We start from the raw sequence: 23,535 nt of genomic DNA, 5'->3' as shown, positions 1-23,535 counted from the left end.
TTAAACACTAATATCATCTCATCAATACTTAAAGATTCGATACTGATAAGGACACAGGCTCAGTTCTGCTTCCAGCTTCTTTTCTGTTCCGCTATACATATCTCTACTTGGATGTCCGTTCCACTCTTGCGGAAGCGTCACATTTACTTCACGATTACGTACATTTACAGCAACCAACACACGGTCTTTACCATCCTGTTTTTCAAATAGCAGCACATCGGGTTGCGGATATGTCTTCAATCCCCCTTTACGAATAGCCGGATACTCGTTGTAAAGAGCCATCAGACGGCAGTATTCCTGATACAGTTCACTGTTCCCGGTCCAATCCACCGGAACATACGTAAAGAAGTTGATAGCTTCGGGATAACCCGCCTCTTGTGAACCATAAATCAACGCTCCTCCATGCAGATAAGTAGTCAGTACGAAAGCTGCCATAGAACCGCGCACATCTCCGAATTCTTTAGTAGGCGACATCTTTGCCGACTCATCATGATTGGTGGTAAAACGCAGTTTCACTTTTCCTACGGGGATAGTGTCATACTCCGCTTTATCCGTAGCAAACAGTTCCTGTGCCGGAGCATCTTTTACGAATACATCGCGAAGTGAATCCAGAAAGTCCCAGGAATAATTCATATCAAAACCAGCATCAAAGTGGTCGCGTCTTTTCCCTTCAGCCAGCATCAGCAACGAACGCTCGGGGATGGCACGCAAAGAGTCGAGCGCCTGTTTCCAGAAGTCGAAGGGAACAAAGTCCGCCGCATCGCAACGGAAACCATCGATGCCGATTTCAGTAACCCAAAACTTCATGGCTTCAATCATTGCCAGGCGCATCTCCTGATTATCAAAGTTTAGGTCAGCCACATCCTTCCAACCGGTTCCGGCAGGAAAGATTATGTTTCCGGCCTCATCCTGCGTATACCATTCCTTGTTGGCAATCCAAGCATTGTCCCAGGAAGTATGATTGGCTACCCAGTCGATAATCACATTCATCCCCTTCTGATGGCAAGTGGCAACCAAGGCCTTAAACTCATCCAGTGTTCCGAACTCCGGATTCACTCCTTTATAGTCCTTCACACAATAGGGGGAATTCACTGATTTCTCCTGCCCTACTTCATTGATCGGCATAAACCACACCACGTTGATTCCCAATGTCTGAATGGAATCTAAGCGACGTTCCACCGCCTTGAATGACTTCTCAGGAGCAAACACTCGCGGATTGACCTGATACATCACCACATCTTCCACAGCAGGCAATGCCGCAACTTCCGCCGCCGCTTCGCCCTGCCGCTTACCTGTACAGGCAGCAAGCAGGCACAGCAGGCTTACAACAAATATATATTTCTTCATATTATCCTTCTATTTTCCAGATGTAATATTGATAGGGCTCCAACGTAATCGTTCTTGGCAACACGGTGCTTTCACCGGTCCAGAGATTCTTCGCACTATCCCCTACCCGCTCCATAGGCAGATTCAATCTTTCCTGATTGCCACTGGTATTTATCAGTACCAATATCTTTTCCGTAGAAGAAATGCGATAAGAGCATATCGCTTTACTCGTCTGATAAAGTTTGATCTCTCCATTCTGTAAAGCGGGAGAGTTGCGATACAACTGCATCAGTTTGGTATAATCCGCCTGATAATCGGCATTAGAGTCCCAGTCCATCGGCTGATAACCAAAGAAAGAGAGGGCTTTGTCATAAGCCAGTTCCTGCGAACTATAGATCATAGGACAGCCACCCATAGAAATAGAGGCCACAAAAGCAGAGAAAGCACCTTCCTTGGTTTGATAAGCCTGCACGGGCGATTTCTCGGAAGCCATATCATGGTTGGTGGAATAACGCATAAGTAACCGTTTATCTGTTACCGAAGCAAGCTCACTACGATGTGTGTCATACAGATTTGCCACAGAAGCGCTTCCTGCATATACATCCTGTAGTTTATAAGCGAAGTTCCAGGCATACAGCATATCAAAACCTGCATCGTAGAGTGCGGTTTGTGAACCTTCGGCCAGCATCAGCAAGGTACTTTTGGCGGCACGAAGCTTCGTGATAGTTTCCTTCCAAAAATCATTGGGTACACCTTCGGCATGGTCGCAACGGAATCCGTCTATGTCAGCTTCGGTCAGCCAGTAAAGCATAGCTTCCTGCATGGCGGCACGCATGGCTGTGTTGTCATAGTTCAGATCAGCCACATCGTCCCAACCCATTCCAGGAGGAGAAACAATATTACCGTTGGCGTCCTGCGTATACCAGTCCTTATGTTCCGTAGTCCAGGCATGATCCCAGGCGGTATGGTTAGCTACCCAGTCCAGGATGACCAGTATACCTTCGGCATGGGCTTTCGTGACTAATGCTTTCAGATCGGACAGTGTTCCATAAGCAGGATTAATAGCCCGATAGTCTTTCACACAATACGGAGAACCGACAGCATTCTTTTCACCTTGCTGGAAAATGGGCATGAGCCAAAGAACATTGGCTTCCAGCTTTTTGATACGCGGCAGTTGGGCAGTCAGTCCATTCAGTGCTTGCGCTTCACCGAAGAGTGCCGGATTGGCTTCATAAATCACCATTCCGTCTGTAGTTACGTCACCTGCGGGAGGCGGCATATCAGGATCATCATCCGAACTGCATCCGGTAAAGCTCAACAGCAAAAGACTGGAGCACAAAATCTTAAGGATATCTTTTAGTCTCATATCTATAATGTTATACCTATTAATTATCTGATAAAAGAGTTTCAGCTTATTTTTCAGCTGGTGGAACTCTTAGTTTCATTGCTTGAAACTAAGAGTTTCTCGTTGTGAAACAGAGAGTTTCAAGTAATGAAACTACTTGTTTCAAGGCATGAAACAAACGGTTTCCCATCTTGAAACTCAAAGCATCTTAGGGCTTGGGCAGTTTTTCATAAGAAGTAGCTGTGATGGAGAAGTAGATATCTCCTATCAATGCTGTGTACAGCCCGCCATCTTCTATTTGCTGTCCGCCTCCATTGTTATTGAAAATCAGATTCACATTCTTGCCAATGTGTTCCGATAAGTCAAAGTATTTATAAGTCATGCCATTAACTTCCTTCGTTCCGGTGACCTGCATGCCCGGCCAGCCGCCACCCAGTTCAGCGTCACCCCAACCATAGAGAGTCAAAGCTTCCCAACCGGAGTTATCCTGTACATACACGGTACAATCTTTTATTTCATTACAACCCGCTTCCGAGATGCGGAGATAGTAATCACGATCTATCGTCAGGTTATAGTCCTTCAACTGACTTCCACCATTGTTATTATTGAATATCAGGTTGACATTCTTATTTGTGCAAGCTGGTGTCAGATGGAAACACTTATACGTTGTACCGTTAATTTCCTTCGTCTCCGATACCTGTATGCCGGGCCATCCGCCACCAAGTTCCACATCTCCATAGCTGTAAAGCGCCAACACCCCCCAACCGGTATTATCTTCCACATAAAGAGAATAGCTCGTACCATGTGTTGCGGGATCTATCTCCTCACACTTATCAGGAGTAATACTGAAATAGAAATCGCGGCTGAAAGTGATGTTCTTCACGAAAGACAGCACGAGTCCCGGGTCGTCTTCCTGTTTGTTGTTATTAAATGTCAGCTTCAAACTTTGATTCATCAGTTCCACATCGGTTTCAAAGTATTTATAAACCACTCCGTTGATTTCCTTTGTTCCGGCAGGTTCAAGTCCCGGCCAGTCTTCATTGTTATCACCTGCCCCGGAGATATAAAGTGCCAGATCTCCCCAACCGGACTGGTCGTCCACATAGATAAAGTAGCTTGCTTCCGGATCGATCTCTTCGTAACCCTTATCGGTAATGCGGAAATAGAAGTTTCTGTTGAGTGTCACCGCCGGACCGTCAAACTGCTTTCCATCATTATTATTGAAAATAAGATTCACACCTTCATAGCCATCCAGAGCTTTCCCCATATCGAAGTATTTATAAGTAACTCCATTGATCACTTCCGTACCTTTCACCGCAATACCCGGCCAAGCAGGTGTTACATCACCGGCACCAGCCCAACCGTACAAGTAAAGATTATCCCAACCGGATTTATCAGCCACATAAACCACAAAGCCATCATGTCCTTCTTCTTCAGTTTCAAAATAAGCTTTCCAGCGGTCCACCCATACATTGGTACGGGTTCCTACCTTTACATCCAACTGATGCACCACAGCCTCATTCTTCACCGAACGTTCTTCACCTTTCGAGGCCGATACGAAGTAGAAGCCGTCTGCCAGTGTTTTTCCATCTTTAAAAGTGGAAGGTAGCAGATAGATTCCCCACTTGGATTCACTTCCGGTAGCTTTCTCCAATTGCCATTCCAGATTACCCACAGCAGCTTCGGCTCCTCCATTAAAGTCGCCCACAATGTAGTATTCGTCATCGGCAGCACTGCCTTTCGGCATGATAACTTCCAGCAATATGGCGTTCGCCTTGATTTCGAACTGAGGCAGTTCGTCATCGAATATAATCGTATCTGTATCGTCGCACCCGTTGAGCAGAGCAAACAACGGCAACATAAACAGCCAATAAACTATCTTTTTCATGGATTTTCTGTTTTTGAGTTATTTATAATTCGGGTTCTGTATCAGTCCTTGATTGACAAGCAATGCAGAAGCAGGCAACGGATACCACTCATATTTACGATCGCGCTTGACGGGATAAAGTTGACCATTGTCTGTGGCACGGCCGAAGAACCACCACTGGCCTTGCGTGAATTTGTCGAAACGACGCAAGTCTGTACGACGACGGCGACCTTCATTCAGGAACTCAACACCCCACTGACTCAACATCCAGTCCATATCGAAAGCGGTGAAGCCACGGCCCGGTTTGTCTTTCACATCTGCCCAGTCACCGGCACTGAAGTAACGTTTACGTACTTCGTTCACCAGTTCTTTGGCCTTGTCGGCTTGTCCGGCACGCATTTCACACTCTGCCAGCATATAGTACACTTCGCTCAGGCGGAATTCCACTTCATCGATGTTCTGAAAGTCAATGGCTGCGGAAGTAGGATATACCGGGTATTTCACCAGACGGAGGCCGGAGTTCGTCTCACCCCAACGCGGTGACATGACGGTTTCCAAGTTGCGTCCGAGGTTCATAAACGTACCTACCTGGTCTACATACGCCAAGTCTTGTCCGTCACGGTCGGCATCGGCTTTCAAGGCCTCACCCTTACCATAGTTAGCTTTTATGGTACCTTTCAGGAAGATACCGCTGTAGCCGTTCTTCTTATCATAATTATAGTTCTTTTTACGGATGTCGCGGTCGTCGAAGCGTTCGTAGACTGCACCCAGTTTATCACCGTAAGCCGCATCGAGGAAACAGGTGGCTCCCTGTGTACCTCCCAATTCATTCACCGTACCCGCATTGTCATACGAAGGAACCAGACAAGTACAGTTCCAACCGCTCTGGCTATAAGTACCTCCGAAATAATCCCAGATATTATAAGGATAGAAAGTCATGCGCATCCATCCCATATTCAGTTTACCGTCTTCACAAGCAAAAGCCATGATGACTTCGGGACATTCCGTATTATTGATAGAGTAAATATCGCGGTAATCCTTTGCCAATTCATAGTTACCATATTTACCGCTGATTATTTCACGACACAGTTCGGCACATTCGGTATAGTGGCTTTCTTTGATGAACACTTCAGCATTCAGCAACAGACGGGCTTTGATTATACGGTTCACAGCCTTGTTCATGCGGTTCACCTGATTTTCAACCATTCCTTCGTAGCAATCATCCAGCTCGGTAGCAATGAAGTTATAAATCTTCTTGCAACATGTATCAAAGTCCGGATCGGCAGTGGGTGGCAATTCACCGTCTACGGTGGCCGGTTCAATATTCAGCGGCAATGCACCACCCCAGATTTCGAAGATATTGTAATAAGCCCAGGCACGAAGTGTACGTACTTCGCCTTCATAAGCTTTCAGTTTCTCATCGGTCATCTTCAGGTCAGCAGAAGTTAACTTCCCCATATCAGCCAATAAAGTATTACAAAGACCGATAGTGGTCCATGCATTTTCCCAGGCACTGCGGATAATCTTGGCATCGGGAGTCCAGTTCTGGATGGAGAAGATAAACTTTTCGCCTTCATCATATCCCCACTGACCGCCATTCCATACACGCCAGGTCACCTGATCGGCAGGAAATTCTTGCATGTACCAGAAATATTCGGCATAACTGGTAGCACCTGTGGAATAAATAGTAGCTACCGCACTCTTCACACTATTCTCGTCCTGATAATAGACGCCGGAGTCTACACGGTCGAATACTTCTTCCGTAAGGTCGAAGCAACCGCTCAATGAACAACCCAGAATGATTGCCAACAGACATTTATATTTCAGATATTTCATAATTCTTTTCTGTATTAATGATTAAAACGATAGCCTTATTTGAAACGGATATTCAAGCCTACGCTCAACTGAGTAGCCGAAGGATAGGCACTGTTTGTATCTACACCCGGAGTCAGTCCGTTGATGGCAACGGCTGAGGGATCGTTACCGGAATAACCGGTCAGCGTAAACAGGTTCTTAGCTGTCAGATAAACCCTCATACCCCTGATGAACTTATTTTCTTTCGGGGTGATGGTATATCCCAGAGTCAGGTTATCCAGCTTAAAGTAATCACCCTTTTCAAGGAAGAAGGAAGAGATAACACCGCCACCGGTTGTAATATCTGCATCTTTTCCATAAGCATCGCGCAACACATTGTCCGTACCGCAACCTTTCAGACCCATTCCGTAACGACGCATATTGAAGATTTCAAAACCGAAAGCACCGTTGAACATCAGGCTCAGGTCGAAGTTCTTATAACGGAGCGTATTGCTCCAAGAAAGATAAGAGGTCGGCGTACCATTACCGATATGGCGTTTGTACTTCACATCTGCCTTGGATACGGGAACTTTTTCGCCTTCATCAGTATAAATCATCATATCGCCATTCTCTACACCCGCATACTCGTAACCATAGAACTGGCCGATCTTGCTGCCCTCTTCCACGCGGAAGAAGTATTCGCTCGTACCTACACCCGGCTTCTGATACAGTTCCACATAAGAAGCTTTGTACAGGCTGTTGGAGAGTTTATCCAGTTTCGTAGTGCCGTAAGAGTAGTTGACACCCGTTGTCCATTCTACGGGAGTTCCTTTGAAAGCATCTCCTTCCAGAGAAACTTCGATACCACGGTTCACAGTGGTTCCTACGTTTACCAGAATTGTAGAGTAGATGTAGGGAGGCTGTGGAGCCGTATAGTTGTAAAGCAAGTCGCGTGACTGGCGGTCGAACCATTCAACAGAACCGCGCAATCTGTTCCACAAGGCAAAGTCAACACCGATGTTCATACTGACACTTTTCTCCCAGCCCAGTTTAGAGTTGGCATTCACTGAAGGAGCATAACCTGTTACCCAGGCACCGTCCATCAGATAGGTATCCGTAACATTCAGCTGGGCATTTTTATGAGAACCGTAAGTGGCCAATGACTGGTAGCAATCGAAGTCCGAACGACCTGTTACTCCATAAGAAACACGGGGTTTCAAACTCTGAACGATGTTTTGGTGGTCTTTCAGGAAACCCATATTCGCCATTTCCCAGGCAAGGGAAAGGGACGGGAAAGCACCCCATTTCTGATCCGCACCGAATTTCGTAGAACCTTCGTAGCGGATGGAGGCGGAAGCAATCAACAGATTCTTCCAATTATAGTTGATACGCCCGAAGACACCGATCAATTTGGCAAGAGATTTACCGGTACCCATGCTTGCTTTTCCTTTGGCAAGGTAAGAACCGCTTCCAAGGTTATTCCAGAGAATGTCGTCGAAGTTGAAGTCACTGTTTCCGGCCTGCAGGCGTTCCCAAGTGGTTTGCTCATAGTTGTAACCTACCATTGCCTTGAAGTTGTGGTCACCTAGATCCAACGAGTAGTTACCCAACCACTCCAGACGGGAAGTGTACCACTTCTGGTAAGTAACTTCTGCACGTCCGTTATAGCCGTTCCAGTAAGATTCACCAGCGGTGGAAGGGGTATAATAGTGCTGCTTCAGATCGTTGTAGTGCAAAGAATAGCTCAATGAAGTATTCAGCATTTGCTTTTCCGAACGGATCAGGTTGACTTTTACCTCAGCAGTACCCAGCAGGTAAACGCGCTGACCGTTATTGTCGATCTCTTTCAGTTCCTGCACCGGATTGCGTGCTCCGGTAGGAGAAGTAGGCTGGAAGTAAGTTCCATCCTCGTTATACAAAGGCATGGTAGGGTTCATGCTCAGGGCAGTATCGAACATACCATCGTTACCCCATACTTCATTCACGCGACGGGCGTTGAGTGAACCGTTCAGTTCTATGATTCCATCCATCATACGCTGGTTCAGGACAAAGCGTCCGCCGAATTCCTCACGGCTACTGTTCAGATCGAGGCCGGTTGCTTTCTTATAATTGAAAGAAGCGCCATAGTATCCGTTCTTGGTACTGCCGTCGATAGAAAGATATTGGTTGTTATCATAAGAGAAATCACGCAGCAAGAGGTCATACCAATCAGTAGAATACCCATAATCCGTTGCACGGCGGGAACGACGGAATTCATCTGCGCTTAAAATATCCGGACCGCTCTTTGCCAGATTCACACCAAACCAACTGTCGTAAGTCACTTGGACACGTCCGGCTTCTCCGACTCCCTTACGGGTGGTGATCAGGATTACACCATTGGCACCGCGTGTTCCGTAGATAGCAGCGGAAGCGGCATCTTTCAGTACGGTCATCGACTCAATATCCTGTGCTGCCAAGTTGCGGATATCACCACCTGCCACACCATCAATTACCACTAACGGGTCATTAGATGCCGAAATAGATGTTGCACCGCGAATCTGAAGAGAGGAACTTGCATTCGGATTGGCTGCCGCCGTATTGTTTACGGTCAAACCGGCAACTTTACCGGTCAGCATCTCCATCGGATTGTTCATGGAACCTTGCAGGAACTTCGATCTGTCTACCTGCACAATGGAACTGGAAAGTTCTTTCTTGCTCAATGAACCGTAGCCCACTACAACAACTTCATCCAGTGCCTGAGCGTCTTCTGACAACACTACATTGATTTCTTTACGTCCACTACAGGGGATCTCTTGTGTTTTGTAACCAATAAAGGAGAAAACAAGGACGGAAGAAGGCTTCACGCCCGACAAAGTATAGTTACCGTCAATATCGGTAATGATACCATTAGTTGTACCTTTCACGGTTACGTTGGCACCGATTACAGTTTCGCCCGTGGTATCCGTTACTTTTCCTTTCACGGTTAAATCCTGGGCAAAGGATGCCACTGCAAAAAGTAATCCGGCCATGAGAAGGAGAGACCGGCACAAACATAACTTTGTTCTTTTTACATTCATACTATTAGTTTTTAGATTAACAATCATTCTGTTCACCTCCACAGGTTGAGGCGACAGTGCAAATGTCTGTAAAAAGAAGGGGGAAGAAAAAGGGAACTAAAGAAAATCTAGATTAGCAAAAGAAGCAAAACATTATATATCAGAAAGATAAAACAAATAAAGGACGTTAAAAAACTAAATGAAAACAAAGAAAAAGACATCTCATTATCCTGCAAAAGAACCTATTTTCATCACCTCTTCTTCAAAATTATCACGGCAAAGAGAGCGATTCTTCAATTTGGAACGATAGGTATAAATGGTAGTAATGGAATAACGCAGGAATCCTGCAATCTTGGCACTATCCGTAATGCCCAAACGAATCAGGGCGAATATACGAAGCTCTGTTGTCAGCCGTTCATCTTGTTTAGGAATAATTCTTTCTTCTTCCGGCAACAACTCATTAAAGCGTTTCACAAAATCAGGGAAAATACTAAGAAACGAATTATCGAAGTTCTGATAGAATTCTTTCAGCTCCTCATCGATGAAACGGGACGATTTCAACGTTTTGTAGAGTTCTTCCACCTTTCCCGAAGCAGCTTGTTTGTTAAGCATCCGGCGGTATCCCTCCAACTTGTCAATGTATGTGGAACACAATCCCATAAACCGACCGACGTACTCCTCTTTAATATGATTAGCCTCCGTCAGCGAATCATTCGTTTCGTGCTGTCTCTGATTTACTTCAATCAATCTTTCATTGAGAAGTTTCAATTCTTCATTCACAGCCAGCAAATCCTGCCGCGCACGGGCCAGTTTCTTCACCTGACGAATTACATACCAGACCGCACATGCCAAAAACAGTGTCAGTAAACTGGTAACGACCAGAAATATCTGCAACACTTGCTGATGTTTCTGTTTTTCCACTTGATAGGCATGGTCTATGACGGGAAGCATCCTTGAAGCCTGCACATTCCGGAGACGGGCATTGTAGAAATTGGCATCTTCCATACTGCGTTTCATATAAACATCCGCCCGTTGCAATTGTCCCTCTTCATATAACAGTTCCGCCAATGCACGCAAGGAATTATTCTCTTTCACCACACCACGAATATCAGCAATTGCACTCTTTATCAAGTACTCTTTTTGCTTTTCTCGATGTCCTGTACTCTGATAGATAAAGGCAAGAATAGAAGTTACTACCGCATAATCTCGCGTATCCGGCGAAAGTTTCTGATGATAAGCTTCTAACATTTCGATGGCTTCCTCACCTCTTCCTTGTTGCAGAAGTTCGGGAGTATAAGCTATGACATACTGATAAGATCCCTCTTCTACCATCTGCAATACAGAGTCGCGGTAAGTATACAGGTTATTCAGATATTCAATCTGATATTCATCGTCCATCGCATACTCTGCATGATAGAGATAAATATCCTCAAAAGTGATGTAATATTCAATGAGTTGTTCTCTGGAGAGTTGTTTGCTGTCTATAGACTTCAATAATGCCACGCCTTCCGCATACAGACCCGTTTTTCCCAAGATGCTTGCTTTCTTCAGTTTGGCTTCATTCAGCCAGTCTTGATTATTATTCTGAAGGGCAATCTCGATATTGCGATTGATGTAGTATCTTGCAGAATCGCAAATATACGCTTCATATTCATCAAAAAGTTGTTGATTGATATGGTATTCCTCGGAAGGAGAAGTACTCTTACGAGTCCGGAAATATTCTTTAATCTGATCAATGCGTTTCAGCCTGGCCTGCTCATATTGAGCGGTATTCTCAATTGTCCTGTCCAGCACTACCAGTAAAGAATCTATTTTCTCCTGCGCTTGCAGAAGGCAACAGAACAGCAAAGAGATTACAAAAAGCAGGTACCGATCTTTCATGCTTACAAACGTTTACGAACAGGACAAAGATATAAAATCCTACTATAATAACCATCTTACCAATCCGTTTTTAATAAATCGTCTCAGCTTAGAAGAGCATATATACATAAAAGGGACGCTGCATCTCGCGGCGTCCCATCTATCTTAGTTAGTTTTTATAAGAATTTGAGAGAATTGAAACTTCACAGCCTCAATTTGTTGTTTTAATAAAGCACACTAACTATATTTATGTTTAAAGCAAATGAAAATGTTATTCTTAAAAGCAAATGAAAACGTTACTTTTTCAGTTCCACCTTCTTGTCTACCCGTTGCAAACTATCCAGAATCTGTTGTTCATGGGTAATCGTCACATCTCCCGAGAGAGCTACCGAAGGTGCGGTAATTTGTTTGCCTATCGTATCGACTGCGGCCACTTCTTTTATATCACTATAGAATGAATGTTGCATCACATTCCCTAATGAAAGTACCACTGCCACTACTGCGGCGGCCTTGAACAGTGGAACGAAACGTGCGGTAAGGGTCAAGCGTTTTGCCTTTACCACCGGAATCTCCACTTCTGCAAGCACGCGGGCATCGAAATCTGCTCCCAATCCCACTTCCTGTTGCAGTTGCTGATATACGAACAAGTCTTTGTAACGAAGCAAATGCTCCGGAACTGCGCTTCCATTAAAGAAAGCACGCAACTGCGCTTCTTCCTCAAGGGAAGTCTCACACTGCCAGTAACGTTCTAAAAGCTGTCCTATATATTTACAGTCCATAACCATCTATATCTAAATACCGTTGTTTCACTTTTTGCCTTGCCCTGAAGAGGTTTACTTTTACCTGTTCCTCTGTTAAATGCAGGACGACCGCGATTTCTTTATAACTCTTACCCTCTATATCCCGAAGCTGCATGATCAGCCTTTGTTTATCGGGAAGCTCATTGACCAAGCGATGGATAAGGGTCATTTGCTCTTTATCCACCAGATGATCATAAGGGTTGGATGCTCCGGAAGCCCGATCCATTTCAGGTGTCAGTTCCACGGTCTGAGCGTCTTTTCTTTCGCTACGGTCTATTGCCAGATTCTTTGCCACTGTCAGGCAATAAGCCTCAATAGAACCGAATTGCGTCCACTCATCACGCTTGTTCCAGACTCTTATCAGTGTTTCTTGCACAACGTCTTCTGCCTCTGCTCTGTCGAAAGTAATCCGGAGAGCCAACCGAAAGAGTTTGTCTTTCAGAGGGAGAATGTCATTCCGAAAACTGATTTCTTGCATCTCTATTAATAATGACGGTTAAGTATATGGAAAGTTACAGTTGATCACTACTCTTTTTGAATTATTTTTTGATGTAGGTTCCGTTATTCTCGTTAATTGCTGACGCTAAGGTAATTACCACTTCTGTCACTCCCGCATTCAAAGCTTCAAAAGAATTCTCCAGCTTGGGTATCATACCTCCTTGAATAACACCATCCGCTACGTATTGTTTGAATTCGGCAGGAGTGATCTGAGGTATCACGCTATCGTCATCGTTCTCGTCACGAAGCACACCCTTCTTCTCAAAACAGAATACCAATGTCACATCGAACAAAGCAGCAAGGGCCTTTGCAGTCTCTCCTGCAATAGTATCGGCATTTGTATTCAGTAGATTGCCTGCACCGTCGTGCGTCAGCGGAGCCATTACGGGAACTACTCCTTTATGAATCAAATCACCCAAAAACTCTGCATTCACTTGCTTTACATCACCCACAAAACCATAGTCAACGTCTTTCACCGGGCGTTTCACGGAACGGATTACATCCATATCCGCACCTGTCAATCCCAATGCATTGGCACCACGCGCCTGGAGTCCGGCCACAATATTCTTGTTTACCAGTCCGCCGTACACCATCATCACTACTTTCAGTGTTTCGGCATCCGTGATACGACGCCCGTTCACCATCTGGCTCTCGATACCCAGTTGGGCAGCCAATTTTGTGGCCGAACGGCCACCTCCGTGTACCAGGACTTTGTAGCCCTCGATAGCTGCAAAGTCATCCAACAACTTATGGAGGGTAGCTTCTTCCTCCACGATTTTGCCACCCACCTTTATTACTGTTAGTTTTTCTCTCATATTCTTATTCCAAATAGGTATATCCGTACAGACCGGAACGATAATTGGAAAGGAACTCTTTACCTTCCTCCAATGAGATACGTCCCTCTTTTACTGATTGAGTCACCCAAGTCTCCAATGTACGCACCAGCTTCTTGGGACTATATTGAACATAGTCAAGCACTTCCGCCACAGTTTCACCATCAATCACCTGTTCGATGGTATATCCTTTCTCATTAACAGATACATGCACAGCATTCGTATCGCCGAAAAGATTATGCATATCGCCCAGAATCTCCTGATAGGCACCTACCAGAAACACACCCATATAATAAGGCTCCTTGCTCTTTAAAGAATGAGTGGGCAGATAGTGTGCCACATTCTTAGTCGAGATAAAGTTAGCTATCTTTCCATCCGAATCACAAGTAATGTCCTGTAAGGTTGCCGCACGGTCGGGACGTTCGTCCAAACGCTGAATGGGCATAATCGGGAATATTTGGTCGATAGCCCAGGAATCCGGCAGGGACTGGAACAGCGAGAAGTTACAGAAATATTTATCCGCCAACAGTTTCGGCAATCCGCGAAGTTCATCGGGAGCATGCTTCAACCCGCCTGCAATCTGGTTCACCTCACGCATGACAGACCAGTACAGACGCTCAATCTGTGCACGTGTTTTCAAATCCACGATTCCATGACTGAACAGGTCGAGCGCTTCTTCACGGATTTGTTGCGCATCGTGCCAAGCTTCCAGCATCCTATTTTGATTCAACGTGTCCCAAATGCCATAAAGTTCCTGTACCAATTCATGGTCTTCCTCAGTCACTTCTTCATCATCATCCCATTCGGGCAAAGTGGTGGTTTCTAGCACTTCAAAAATAAGTACGGAATGATGGGCAGTCAGTGCACGTCCGCTTTCCGTAATAATATTGGGATGGGGAATGCCATTTTTATCACTGGCATCCACCAAAGTAGAAATAGAATCATTCACATATTCCTGAATGGAATAATTGACGCTGCTTTCGCTGCTGGACGAGCGTGTTCCATCGTAATCTACGCCCAAACCTCCACCGATATCAACAAATTCTACTTTGAATCCCATAGCGTGAAGCTGCACATAGAATTGGGATGCTTCGCGCAAGGCTGTCTTAATGCGACGAATTTTTGTAACCTGGCTTCCGATATGGAAATGTATCAATTTTAGACAATCTTTCAGTCCTTTTGACTCCAAAAAATCGAGTGCTTCGAGCAATTCACTGGAACTGAGTCCAAATTTGCTTGCATCACCGCCAGAATCTTCCCACTTGCCACTTCCTGAAGAAGCCAATTTAATACGAATACCGATATTAGGCATAACATTCAGCTGCTTCGCCATCTTGGCTATCAGCTTTAGCTCGTTCATTTTTTCTACTACAAGAAAAATGCGCTTTCCCATCTTCTGGGCAAGCAAAGCCAGCTCTATATAGCTCTCATCCTTGTAGCCGTTGCAGATAATCAACGAGTCAGAATCTGAGTTTATCGCAATCACAGCATGAAGTTCAGGCTTCGACCCGGCTTCCAACCCGAGATTGAATTTCTTTCCATGGCTGATAATCTCCTCAACCACAGGGCGCATCTGATTAACCTTAATAGGATAGATAATAAAGTTCTGCGCTTTATAGCCGTATTCCTCAGCGGCCTGTCTAAAACACGAAGAAGTCTTCTCAATCCGATTATCCAGAATATCGGGAAAACGTATCAGCATAGGAGCCGCCACGTCTCGCAATTGCAACTCATCCACCAATTCTTTCAAATCGACGCCGACACCGTTTTTACGAGGTGTCACCACTACATGACCTTTGTCATTGATACCAAAGTACGAAGTGCCCCAACCTGTAATGTTATAAAGCTCTTCTGAATCTTCAATACGCCATTTTCTCATTTTTTGTAACTCAGATGTTTGTTTTTTGATTTTAATAGGGCGACAAAAATACGATAATTCTCGATATTTATTGCGTTTTCCTCCTAAAATTGCACATTTACAAGCGGTTAAATGCCCAGCAAGCTACGTAACTGCTGCACAGAATCCGCAATTTGCCGACGGCTTTCCAATTGTCCGGCATCAAAACGATACCTTGCCTTACCATAGTGCGGCGCACGTTTTTCCAAGGCTTCTATTATGAAAGCCCGCAATTCTTCGTCCGTTTTTCCTTGCAGAATGGGACGTTGCTGCGTAGCCACTCGCAATCGACGGAACAGAACGTCAGGATGAACATCCAGAAAAACAGTCTGTCCGTTATCGTTCATGTACTCCATATTATCGAAGAAGCAAGGAGTACCGCCTCCGGTCGAGATAATGACGTTTTCAAACTCAGCCACTTCATGTAGCATGGTTCGCTCCAGTTCACGAAAAGAGGCCTCCCCCCGCTCTATGAACAATTCACGTATGGATTTGTGAAAACGTTCTTCGATATACCAGTCCAAATCGATGAACGGTATATTCAGTTCGCGGGCAAAAGCCTTTCCTAAAGTTGTTTTACCGGCTCCCATGTAACCGGTTAAAAAAATACGTATCATAAGCGCTTACCTTTGCGTACAAAGGTAAGCAATTCTATTCTGAGAGATTTACTATCAGATAAAAATTTTAATGCGTTCGCTCAAATCATTAAATTCTTTCTCGCCCGGTTCGGCAACAGGAGTACCGAAAGGCATCTGTGCAATCAGTTGCCAAGCCTCAGGAAGATGCCACGTACTGCGTACGTCTTCGTCAATCAACGGGTTATAATGTTGCAGGGAAGCACCCAGACCTTTATCTTCGAGCATAGTCCAGATGGCCAGCTGATGCATGGCAGAAGTTTGTTGAGACCACGTCGGGAAATTATCCTGATAGGTAGGGAATTGTTTTTGTAATCCTTCCACAATGGAGCGGTCTTCAAAGAAGAGTATCGTGCCATATCCGCAAGAGAACGAAGTATCGATCTTCTTTTCCGACTGGCGATATTGTTCTTCGGACAAGCGTTCTTCCAACTGATCCTTCACAATTCTCCATAGTTTCTGGTGTTCATCACCCAGTAACAGCACTACTCGTGTGGTCTGCGAATTAAATGCCGAAGGCACATACTTCACTGCTGTACGGATGATGTGTACAATTTCCTCGTCCTGAACCGGAGAGTCGTTACTGATAGAATAATAACTGCGCCGATGCTCCAATGCTTCGGCAAATGTCCGTTCTCTGATCATATTTAATCCTTTCTTTTCGTAATTATCACTTTTGTCTTATATAATGAAACAAGTGAAAGAGTGAAGTTGTTCGAAGTTATAGAATATATTTGTACCTTTGCACCCAATTATGAGTAAAGAGAAGTTTTACGTTGTATGGTCAGGCGTCAATCCGGGTATTTATACTTCCTGGACGGACTGTCAGTTACAAACCAAAGGCTACGAAGGAGCGAAATACAAGTCGTTCGAGACACGCGAAGAAGCGGAAAAGGCCTTTGCATCTTCTCCGTATGAATATATCAAACGATCCTCTCCGACTGTTCCCGCCCAAAAGAAAGATGTGAATGCCCCTCTTCCCTCATCTGTCGTAGAGAATAGCCTTGCCGTAGATGCTGCCTGTAGCGGCAATCCCGGAGCTATGGAATATCGTGGCGTACACGTGGCTAGCCGACAAGAAATATTTCATTTCGGTCCGGTATATGGTACAAATAATATCGGTGAGTTTCTTGCTATCGTCCACGGACTTGCCCTACTAAAACAGAAAGGCTTCGATATGCCCATTTACAGTGACAGCGTGAATGCTATCAGTTGGATCAAGCAGAAGAAATGCAAAACGAAACTACCACGTGAACCTAAGACAGAAGAACTTTTCAAACTAATAGAACGTGCTGAGAAGTGGTTACGCGAAAATACGTATACTACCAAAATTCTAAAATGGGAAACCAAGCAGTGGGGAGAAATACCTGCTGATTTCGGAAGAAAATAAGCCTTCATTCTCTTTTCCTTTGTTTATTAAAGTCTACAAAACAAGGACTGATACCCGCTTCCGGCAGTGAGAACGAGCATATCCCAAGCATTCTGGATTTATTTATCCTTTGTGCTGACAAAATCGAAATTATTAGCCTCTTAAGTTCAGAGTTTCCTATTTAAGACAGAGACTGCATATCATTCAACCGTTTATAATATCCGTCTTTCTCCAGCAGTTCCTCATGCTTACCTCTTTCCACAATTTCTCCTTCATAAAGCACACAAATTTCATCTGCATTCTTAATTGTAGAAAGACGGTGGGCAATAGCAATTGTGGTACGCGTTTTCATCAGACGTTCCAAAGCCTCCTGCACCAGACGTTCAGATTCTGTATCAAGAGCAGAAGTAGCTTCATCAAGAATAAGGATAGGCGGATTCTTCAAGATGGCACGGGCTATGCTGACACGTTGGCGTTGTCCTCCGGAAAGTTTGCCACCACGGTCACCGATACTTGTATCGTACCCGTGTTCTGTTTCCATGATGAAGTCGTGAGCATTTGCAATCTTCGCTGCCTCAACAACCTGCTCCATGGTAGCATTTTCTACACCGAAAGCGATATTATTGAAGAATGTATCATTAAACAGGATAGCCTCCTGATTTACATTCCCTATCAAACCACGCAAATCATGAATTCGGAAATCTTTAATATTAACGCCATCAATCCTGATTTCACCGAAGTGTATATCGTGATAACGTGGCAACAAATCAACTAAGGTAGACTTACCTGAACCAGACTGACCTACCAATGCAATGGTCTGTCCCTTAGGCACAACCAGATTTATATGTTTCAGAACTTCCCTCTTTCCATCATAGCTGAAAGAAACATCTTTAAACTCAATCTCATGATTCATTCCATGCAAAGGCTTCGGGTTTGCAGGTTCTTTAATAGGATTCTCTGCTTTCAGAATCTTATCCACACGCTCCATAGAAGCCAAACCTTTCGGGATGTTATATCCTGCTTTCGCAAATTCTTTCAACGGGTTGATGATACTATAAAGGATAACCATGTAGAAGATGAATGTAGGAGCTTCCAGCGAAGAGTGATCATTACCCAAAATTAATATACCACCAAACCACAGTACCAATACGATAAGAAGTGTTCCCAAGAACTCACTCATCGGGTGAGCCAAAGCCTGACGGATAGCTACCCTATTAGTCGCATCACGCAACTCATTACTGCACTTGGTAAAACGGTCCACCATCTTATCCTCAGCAATAAAGGCTTTGATGATTCGTAAACCTCCCAGAGTCTCTTCCAGTTGCGACATTGTATCACTCCATTTGCCCTGAGCTTCCAAAGACTGACGTTTCAGTTTTTTGCCGACTTTCCCCATCAACCAACCCATTCCGGGAAGCACCACTACAGTAAACAAGGTCAGCTGCCAACTGGTGATAATAAGTGTCGAGAAATAAAGTAGAATCAGAATAGGATTCTTCAGCAACAGGTCCAGCGAACTGGTAATAGAGTTTTCAATCTCACCCACGTCACCACTCATACGGGCAATGATATCTCCTTTCCGCTCCTGCGAGAAAAAGCCAAGCGGCAAATGCATTACTTTGGAATAAACCATGATACGGATATCGCGAACAACTCCTGTACGCAAAGGAATCATGATGGCGGAAGAACCGAAGTAACAAGAGGTTTTCAGCATAGTCATAAAGGCCAAGAAAAGCCCCATGAACAGAAGCGTCATTGTTGGTCCGTGCGTTTCAATCAATCGGGTGACAAAGTAATAGAAGTTATTAATCGCCACATCTTTCAAGCTGTCACTTCCCCACTCCATATAGTGGTAAACCTGTGAACCATCACCCGTCTTAAACAGGATATTCAGAATTGGAATCAATAACGTAAATGAAAAAACGTTGAAAACAGCCGATAAAACATTGAGCAGGACTGCCCATCCTATATACTTTTTATAAGGCGACACAAAACGTCGCATCAGTTGCAGAAATTCCCTCATTGCTTGGTATTAATGAATTAGGGGCACAAAGATACAAGAAATATCTTTAAGAAGAAGAAGATAAAATTAATATTAACGAGATTTATCTATGCAACCCTCAATTAATGGACACTGTGAGTCATTTATATGAATTACAGAATGATTTCGAAAAAATATATTGTACCTTTGCGCCCAGATATCAATATACGCTTTATTATGACAAAGATTGATAAGTCCATACTGACATTTGGAGTTACTATTTTTCTTAAATTCATATTATTCGACATTCTGTGGTGTATTCCCACAACGTTTGCCTCTCTTTCTACAGTTGAATGTTATACAACCAAACTGATAGCCACGTTTATATTACTTATCCCCTATGCCTTTTTCCGAATGTGGAAAACGGAAACTTTCATCATGCTTTTACTAGACTTTCTGTTGATAGCTAACCTTATGTATTTCAGGACCTACTATACAGCTATACCATTGAACAGTTATGGACTATCAGGAAACTTAGCCGATTTCACAGGTAGCGTGATTGACTCTCTCCGGTGGTATGATTCACTTTTCCCATTATCCACCCTTATAGCAGCTATAATTCACCTACGCACCAAAACATCACATCTGAAACGCCCGGTTCGGGCTCTTCCTTATGTAGGAATACTTGTAGTTATTATCTGTATTTTTGGAACAGTAACCCTTATGAAAGGCGGATTCTCAAAGGCTTACGGGAAGTATCGTGATAAAGCCTATTTATGTTCAAGCGGCCCTTCTATTTATACGATTTTCGGTAGTCTATGTTATGACTTGATAGGACCGCAACAACAGTTGACTCCCGAATTGGAAGCCAAAATACAAGAATGGTTAAGTGCAAAGCCGAAACATGAAGCCGCATTAATCAGCGATAGTACCAATCGTCGCACCAATTGTATCGTTATTTTAGCAGAATCATTAGAAAGCTGGGTGTTAGAAAAAGAAGTGGAGGGACAGGAGATCACCCCCTATATGAATAAACTATTGAAAGACTCTACCACTCTCTATGCTCCACACGTACTGACTCAGGTAAAAGGCGGACGTTCCATTGATGCACAGCTCATGCTTTGCACCGGATTACTGCCCATCAATAGCGGTACTTACAGCAGCCAATATCCCAATCATATTTATCCGTCATTACAGAAAGCCATGCGCGAAAAGAATCATTCACGCAACTACCTGTTAACCATTGATAAATTGTCAACCTGGAATCAAGGCCCCATAGCCCAAAGTTTCGGCATAGATACCATCATCGCTTATCATGACTTTAAATTGACTGAAGCTTTCGGCACACACAAACGCACCGGAGACGGTTCGTTCTTTGCACAATGCCAAGAAAAAATAGAAAAGGGGGAGATATGGAAAAAAGGAGAAAATGCATATATGCAACTCATTACTTATTCCGGCCATGCTCCATTCATATTACCGAAACAATTGAGAGAAGTTTCATTCTCTTCCGGCATTCCGGAAAAAATGGGTGACTATATGACGACTGCCCGTTATACAGATAAAGCAATCGGCAAATTCGTAGAATATCTGAAAACTCTTCCGCAATATAAAGAAACACTAATTGTAATAACGGGTGACCACGAAGGTCTGGCATATTATCGAACGGAATTATGCGAAAGCCCCGGCGGCAAAGATATTGTATCCGACAAACCTTTTACTCCTTTCATCGTTGTCAATTCTCCTGTAAGCATGCGCTATGATAAGGTCATGGGACAAATAGACATGTATCCCACCCTGCTGAACCTGCTCCAGCTTGACGATTACTACTGGACCGGACTTGGAGAAAGCATTCTCACCCCCAACAAGAAAGGTTTTGCCGTAGGTTCACAGATGAATGTGGAAGGAGAAGGCTATACACCGGAGGAGGTGGACTTAGCAAAAGAAGCTTATGATATATCGGATGAGATGATACGATTCAACTACTTCAAAAAATAAATATCTGTATTTAAATATCTTTTTTAAGCCATATTCATCAACTATACCCACAAATACCTTACCTTTGTACACGTAACTAATATATGATTTGGATTATTCATAAAGCAACTATGCAAATATCTTATTTCCAAACTTATAAATTCTGTCACCAACTAAGAACCATCGCATTAAGACAAGTATTTTCACATAAAAAATATGATTCGAAGCTTAAAACATTATTTCGAAAAGAAGAATGAGTTCTATACTGAAAATTTGGAACCCAGTTATACAAATTGGAACATCTTAAAATGTAAAGATCTATATCTGAGTAAAGTATCAGATATCCAAAGAGAACAATCATCTCAGTTACTTACTGAGAAAACAATTTTCCACGCTTACTGGCATGGCACCTTTGGCCTCAAGCAAGCTTTCTCAATTAAGAGTCTGTTGTGTACACAAAATATGGAAAGTATAGAAATATGGCTATGGTTAGACTCTGAAAATGGGTATGCACAAATAGAAAGTAATCCACACCTACAAGAACTAAAAGGCCATATAAAAATATTGTCCTGGAACGTTGAAAATGAAATTAGCAATACTCCCTTTTGCAAAATTAAGACATATATCAATGCACCCAAGAATCTTGCAGCCAAAGGTGACGATTTCCGGATTATCTCTCTCTACAAATATGGAGGTCTATATTTCGATCTTGATGTTATGTTTTTAAAAGACTTTACCCCTCTACTAAAAGGTCATGAGTTTGTCTATGCATGGGAATACCAATCATATGCCAACAGTGCCATTCTATATTTACGTAAGAATAGCTATATAACTAATTACTTAGCAAAGAAATTACAAAGAAGAAAGGCAGCAATGCCTTGGGTACTATTCGATTACAAAGATAAGAAATTAGAAAATTTGAGAAATTACCCTTGTACTTTCTTTGATCCTCTCTGGGGAGGATATTGTGATGGAATGCCTTTTAAAGAATTTGCTGACTTTTTCAAGGAATTCGGCGAAGGTTATGATAAAGACCCCAATATCAATAGTTATAGAAACTTCTTTCCGGGGGCATTCGCATATCATTGGCACAATAAGTGGGATGCTGAAGAGGTTGAGAACTCATATTTTGGCCTATTTAATCATGAATTTAACAATATATTGAGTAGCAATGAAGTTCAATCTATTCAAAAAAAATAAAGATCAATACACTCTCTATTCGCTACTAAACAGGAAATGGGCATATATTTCATATATACCTGAAGTATATTACCATAAAAAAGACAAAGTTTATATGCGTACTCATCAAAACAAGAGAGAGGCATTAATCATTGGAGAAATATTTTATTCTTTGGGTTATAATGTTAAAGTCGCACGCTGCAATGCCCCCAAAGAGTGTGACGACCGTCACTATGATATTATTTTTGGTTTAGATCCCAACTTTGTAACAATGAGTCAGAAAAATCCTCAAGCCCTAAAAATATATTATGCAACAGGCGCTTACTGGAAACACCAATACTCAATAGTAAAAAACAGAATCGATTCATTCAACAAAAAGCATGGAACACACTTGCCATACTCCCGTTCAGTAGATGCACACAATAGCTGTGAAATAGCAGATATTATTTTCCAGATAGGAAGTTCGTTTACCATCCAGACATACCCCCCGGAATTACAAAATAAAATCAAGATAATTAACCAATCCAGCAACTTTAGTCAGGAATGCAATTTGCAACATAAACTTCAAAGTGTTTCCATAAAAGACTTCCTATGGTTTGGCTCCAGCGGTAGTATATTAAAAGGATTAGATTTAGTTTTAGATTTTTTTATCAGCCATCCACAATACAACTTACACGTAATCGGCTCTCTTGACGAAGGGTTTATAGACATCTATCAAAAACAAATAGACGAGTGCCGGAACATCACATTATATGGTTTTCTTGACACCAATTCTGAGTTGTTCATGAACTTAGCCTATCTCTGTGCATTCAATATCTTTCCATCCGGCAGCGAAGGATGTCCCGGTTCCGTTATAACTATGATGCAAATGGGAGTTATTCCCATTACTTCTCGATGGGGAGCAATAGACAACATCGAGCATTATGGCTATCTGTTACCGGAATTATCTGTTGAAGCAATAGGTAAGGGAGTAGAATGGGCCAGCATGTTACCCCAGGACAAATTTCACAAATTAATAAGGGAAAATATATATTATTCAACTCAAACGTGGAATCTTGAACAATTTGAAAATGAATTTCGCTCTACACTGAAAGAAACAATAAAAACAAAAGAAAGAAAGAACAAATAGAAAGCGATAT

At 43.3% G+C, this 23,535-nt stretch carries 17 protein-coding genes; 4 read left to right on the top strand and 13 right to left on the bottom strand.

Annotation, left to right across the window (positions count from 1 at the left end; translation table 11 throughout):
- Positions 1-21 precede the first annotated feature (21 nt).
- From BACINT_RS06515 to BACINT_RS06460, 12 genes are all read right to left on the bottom strand, one after another.
- Complete coding sequence (locus BACINT_RS06515; protein ID WP_007661575.1) at positions 22-1,347, bottom strand: alpha-amylase family glycosyl hydrolase; 1,326 nt, start codon at positions 1,345-1,347, stop codon at positions 22-24.
- A gap of 1 nt (position 1,348) precedes the next feature.
- A complete protein-coding gene (locus BACINT_RS06510; RefSeq protein WP_007661574.1) occupies positions 1,349-2,692 on the bottom strand; it encodes an alpha-amylase family glycosyl hydrolase in 1,344 nt (447 codons plus the stop codon).
- Between the two features lie 187 nt (positions 2,693-2,879).
- On the bottom strand, positions 2,880-4,559 hold the full coding sequence (locus tag BACINT_RS06505) for a starch-binding protein (protein WP_007661573.1): 1,680 nt from the start codon (positions 4,557-4,559) through the stop codon (positions 2,880-2,882).
- Between the two features lie 18 nt (positions 4,560-4,577).
- Positions 4,578-6,374 carry a RagB/SusD family nutrient uptake outer membrane protein gene (locus tag BACINT_RS06500; protein WP_007661572.1) on the bottom strand — a complete coding sequence of 599 codons (1,797 nt, stop codon included), beginning with the start codon at positions 6,372-6,374 and terminating at the stop codon, positions 4,578-4,580.
- Positions 6,375-6,409: 35 nt separating this feature from the next.
- Complete coding sequence (locus tag BACINT_RS06495) at positions 6,410-9,388, bottom strand: SusC/RagA family TonB-linked outer membrane protein (RefSeq protein ID WP_044154806.1); 2,979 nt, start codon at positions 9,386-9,388, stop codon at positions 6,410-6,412.
- Positions 9,389-9,592: 204 nt separating this feature from the next.
- A complete protein-coding gene (locus BACINT_RS06490) occupies positions 9,593-11,248 on the bottom strand; it encodes a DUF6377 domain-containing protein (protein ID WP_007661569.1) in 1,656 nt (551 codons plus the stop codon).
- Positions 11,249-11,523: 275 nt separating this feature from the next.
- On the bottom strand, positions 11,524-12,006 hold the full coding sequence (locus BACINT_RS06485) for a hypothetical protein (RefSeq protein WP_021967192.1): 483 nt from the start codon (positions 12,004-12,006) through the stop codon (positions 11,524-11,526).
- On the bottom strand, positions 11,996-12,505 hold the full coding sequence (locus BACINT_RS06480) for an RNA polymerase sigma factor (RefSeq protein ID WP_007661565.1): 510 nt from the start codon (positions 12,503-12,505) through the stop codon (positions 11,996-11,998). Before BACINT_RS06480 ends, BACINT_RS06485 begins: the two co-directional genes overlap by 11 nt.
- Positions 12,506-12,566: 61 nt before the next feature.
- Entirely contained in the window at positions 12,567-13,340 is a 774-nt protein-coding gene (gene argB / locus BACINT_RS06475) for an acetylglutamate kinase (protein WP_007661564.1), read from the bottom strand.
- A 4-nt stretch (positions 13,341-13,344) separates the two neighbouring features.
- Positions 13,345-15,237: a biosynthetic arginine decarboxylase gene (speA, locus tag BACINT_RS06470; RefSeq protein ID WP_007661563.1), complete on the bottom strand. Its 1,893-nt coding sequence runs from the start codon at positions 15,235-15,237 to the stop codon at positions 13,345-13,347.
- 107 nt (positions 15,238-15,344) lie between these two features.
- On the bottom strand, positions 15,345-15,872 hold the full coding sequence (locus tag BACINT_RS06465; protein WP_007661562.1) for a shikimate kinase: 528 nt from the start codon (positions 15,870-15,872) through the stop codon (positions 15,345-15,347).
- A gap of 54 nt (positions 15,873-15,926) precedes the next feature.
- Positions 15,927-16,535 carry a nitroreductase family protein gene (locus BACINT_RS06460; RefSeq protein WP_007661561.1) on the bottom strand — a complete coding sequence of 203 codons (609 nt, stop codon included), beginning with the start codon at positions 16,533-16,535 and terminating at the stop codon, positions 15,927-15,929.
- A gap of 109 nt (positions 16,536-16,644) precedes the next feature.
- Between BACINT_RS06460 and BACINT_RS06455 the strand changes: the two genes are divergently transcribed.
- The gene (locus BACINT_RS06455) at positions 16,645-17,280 is read left to right on the top strand and encodes a ribonuclease H1 domain-containing protein (protein WP_007661559.1); all 636 of its coding nucleotides are present in this window, start codon (positions 16,645-16,647) and stop codon (positions 17,278-17,280) included.
- 160 nt (positions 17,281-17,440) lie between these two features.
- Here the strand turns inward: BACINT_RS06455 and BACINT_RS06450 are convergent, their stop codons facing one another.
- Entirely contained in the window at positions 17,441-19,282 is a 1,842-nt protein-coding gene (locus BACINT_RS06450; protein ID WP_007661557.1) for an ABC transporter ATP-binding protein, read from the bottom strand.
- A gap of 195 nt (positions 19,283-19,477) precedes the next feature.
- Between BACINT_RS06450 and BACINT_RS06445 the strand changes: the two genes are divergently transcribed.
- The 3 genes from BACINT_RS06445 to BACINT_RS06435 all read left to right on the top strand — a co-directional run bounded on the left by BACINT_RS06445 (position 19,478) and on the right by BACINT_RS06435 (position 23,525).
- Entirely contained in the window at positions 19,478-21,238 is a 1,761-nt protein-coding gene (locus BACINT_RS06445) for an LTA synthase family protein (RefSeq protein WP_044154913.1), read from the top strand.
- Positions 21,239-21,433: 195 nt separating this feature from the next.
- Entirely contained in the window at positions 21,434-22,417 is a 984-nt protein-coding gene (locus tag BACINT_RS06440; protein WP_007661552.1) for a glycosyltransferase, read from the top strand.
- Entirely contained in the window at positions 22,389-23,525 is a 1,137-nt protein-coding gene (locus tag BACINT_RS06435) for a glycosyltransferase (protein ID WP_007661550.1), read from the top strand. The genes BACINT_RS06440 and BACINT_RS06435 overlap by 29 nt, the downstream gene beginning before the upstream one ends.
- Positions 23,526-23,535: the final 10 nt, after the last annotated feature.

Origin of the sequence: Bacteroides intestinalis DSM 17393 (assembly GCF_000172175.1) — a bacterium.
Taxonomy (GTDB): Bacteria; Bacteroidota; Bacteroidia; order Bacteroidales; family Bacteroidaceae; genus Bacteroides; species Bacteroides intestinalis.
This window is presented reverse-complemented; position numbering and strand designations above follow the sequence as displayed.

Excerpts from the sequence above, each read along its gene's own strand:
- BACINT_RS06515 (WP_007661575.1), bottom strand. The coding sequence starts at position 1,347 with ATGAAGAAATATATATTTGTTGTAAGCCTGCTGTGCCTGCTTGCTGCC.
- BACINT_RS06510 (WP_007661574.1), bottom strand. The coding sequence starts at position 2,692 with ATGAGACTAAAAGATATCCTTAAGATTTTGTGCTCCAGTCTTTTGCTG.
- BACINT_RS06505 (WP_007661573.1), bottom strand. The coding sequence starts at position 4,559 with ATGAAAAAGATAGTTTATTGGCTGTTTATGTTGCCGTTGTTTGCTCTG.
- BACINT_RS06500 (WP_007661572.1), bottom strand. The coding sequence starts at position 6,374 with ATGAAATATCTGAAATATAAATGTCTGTTGGCAATCATTCTGGGTTGT.
- BACINT_RS06495 (WP_044154806.1), bottom strand. The coding sequence starts at position 9,388 with ATGAATGTAAAAAGAACAAAGTTATGTTTGTGCCGGTCTCTCCTTCTC.
- BACINT_RS06490 (WP_007661569.1), bottom strand. The coding sequence starts at position 11,248 with ATGAAAGATCGGTACCTGCTTTTTGTAATCTCTTTGCTGTTCTGTTGC.
- BACINT_RS06485 (WP_021967192.1), bottom strand. The coding sequence starts at position 12,006 with ATGGACTGTAAATATATAGGACAGCTTTTAGAACGTTACTGGCAGTGT.
- BACINT_RS06480 (WP_007661565.1), bottom strand. The coding sequence starts at position 12,505 with ATGCAAGAAATCAGTTTTCGGAATGACATTCTCCCTCTGAAAGACAAA.
- argB (WP_007661564.1), bottom strand. The coding sequence starts at position 13,340 with ATGAGAGAAAAACTAACAGTAATAAAGGTGGGTGGCAAAATCGTGGAG.
- speA (WP_007661563.1), bottom strand. The coding sequence starts at position 15,237 with ATGAGAAAATGGCGTATTGAAGATTCAGAAGAGCTTTATAACATTACA.
- BACINT_RS06465 (WP_007661562.1), bottom strand. The coding sequence starts at position 15,872 with ATGATACGTATTTTTTTAACCGGTTACATGGGAGCCGGTAAAACAACT.
- BACINT_RS06460 (WP_007661561.1), bottom strand. The coding sequence starts at position 16,535 with ATGATCAGAGAACGGACATTTGCCGAAGCATTGGAGCATCGGCGCAGT.
- BACINT_RS06455 (WP_007661559.1), top strand. The coding sequence starts at position 16,645 with ATGAGTAAAGAGAAGTTTTACGTTGTATGGTCAGGCGTCAATCCGGGT.
- BACINT_RS06450 (WP_007661557.1), bottom strand. The coding sequence starts at position 19,282 with ATGAGGGAATTTCTGCAACTGATGCGACGTTTTGTGTCGCCTTATAAA.
- BACINT_RS06445 (WP_044154913.1), top strand. The coding sequence starts at position 19,478 with ATGACAAAGATTGATAAGTCCATACTGACATTTGGAGTTACTATTTTT.
- BACINT_RS06440 (WP_007661552.1), top strand. The coding sequence starts at position 21,434 with ATGATTCGAAGCTTAAAACATTATTTCGAAAAGAAGAATGAGTTCTAT.
- BACINT_RS06435 (WP_007661550.1), top strand. The coding sequence starts at position 22,389 with ATGAAGTTCAATCTATTCAAAAAAAATAAAGATCAATACACTCTCTAT.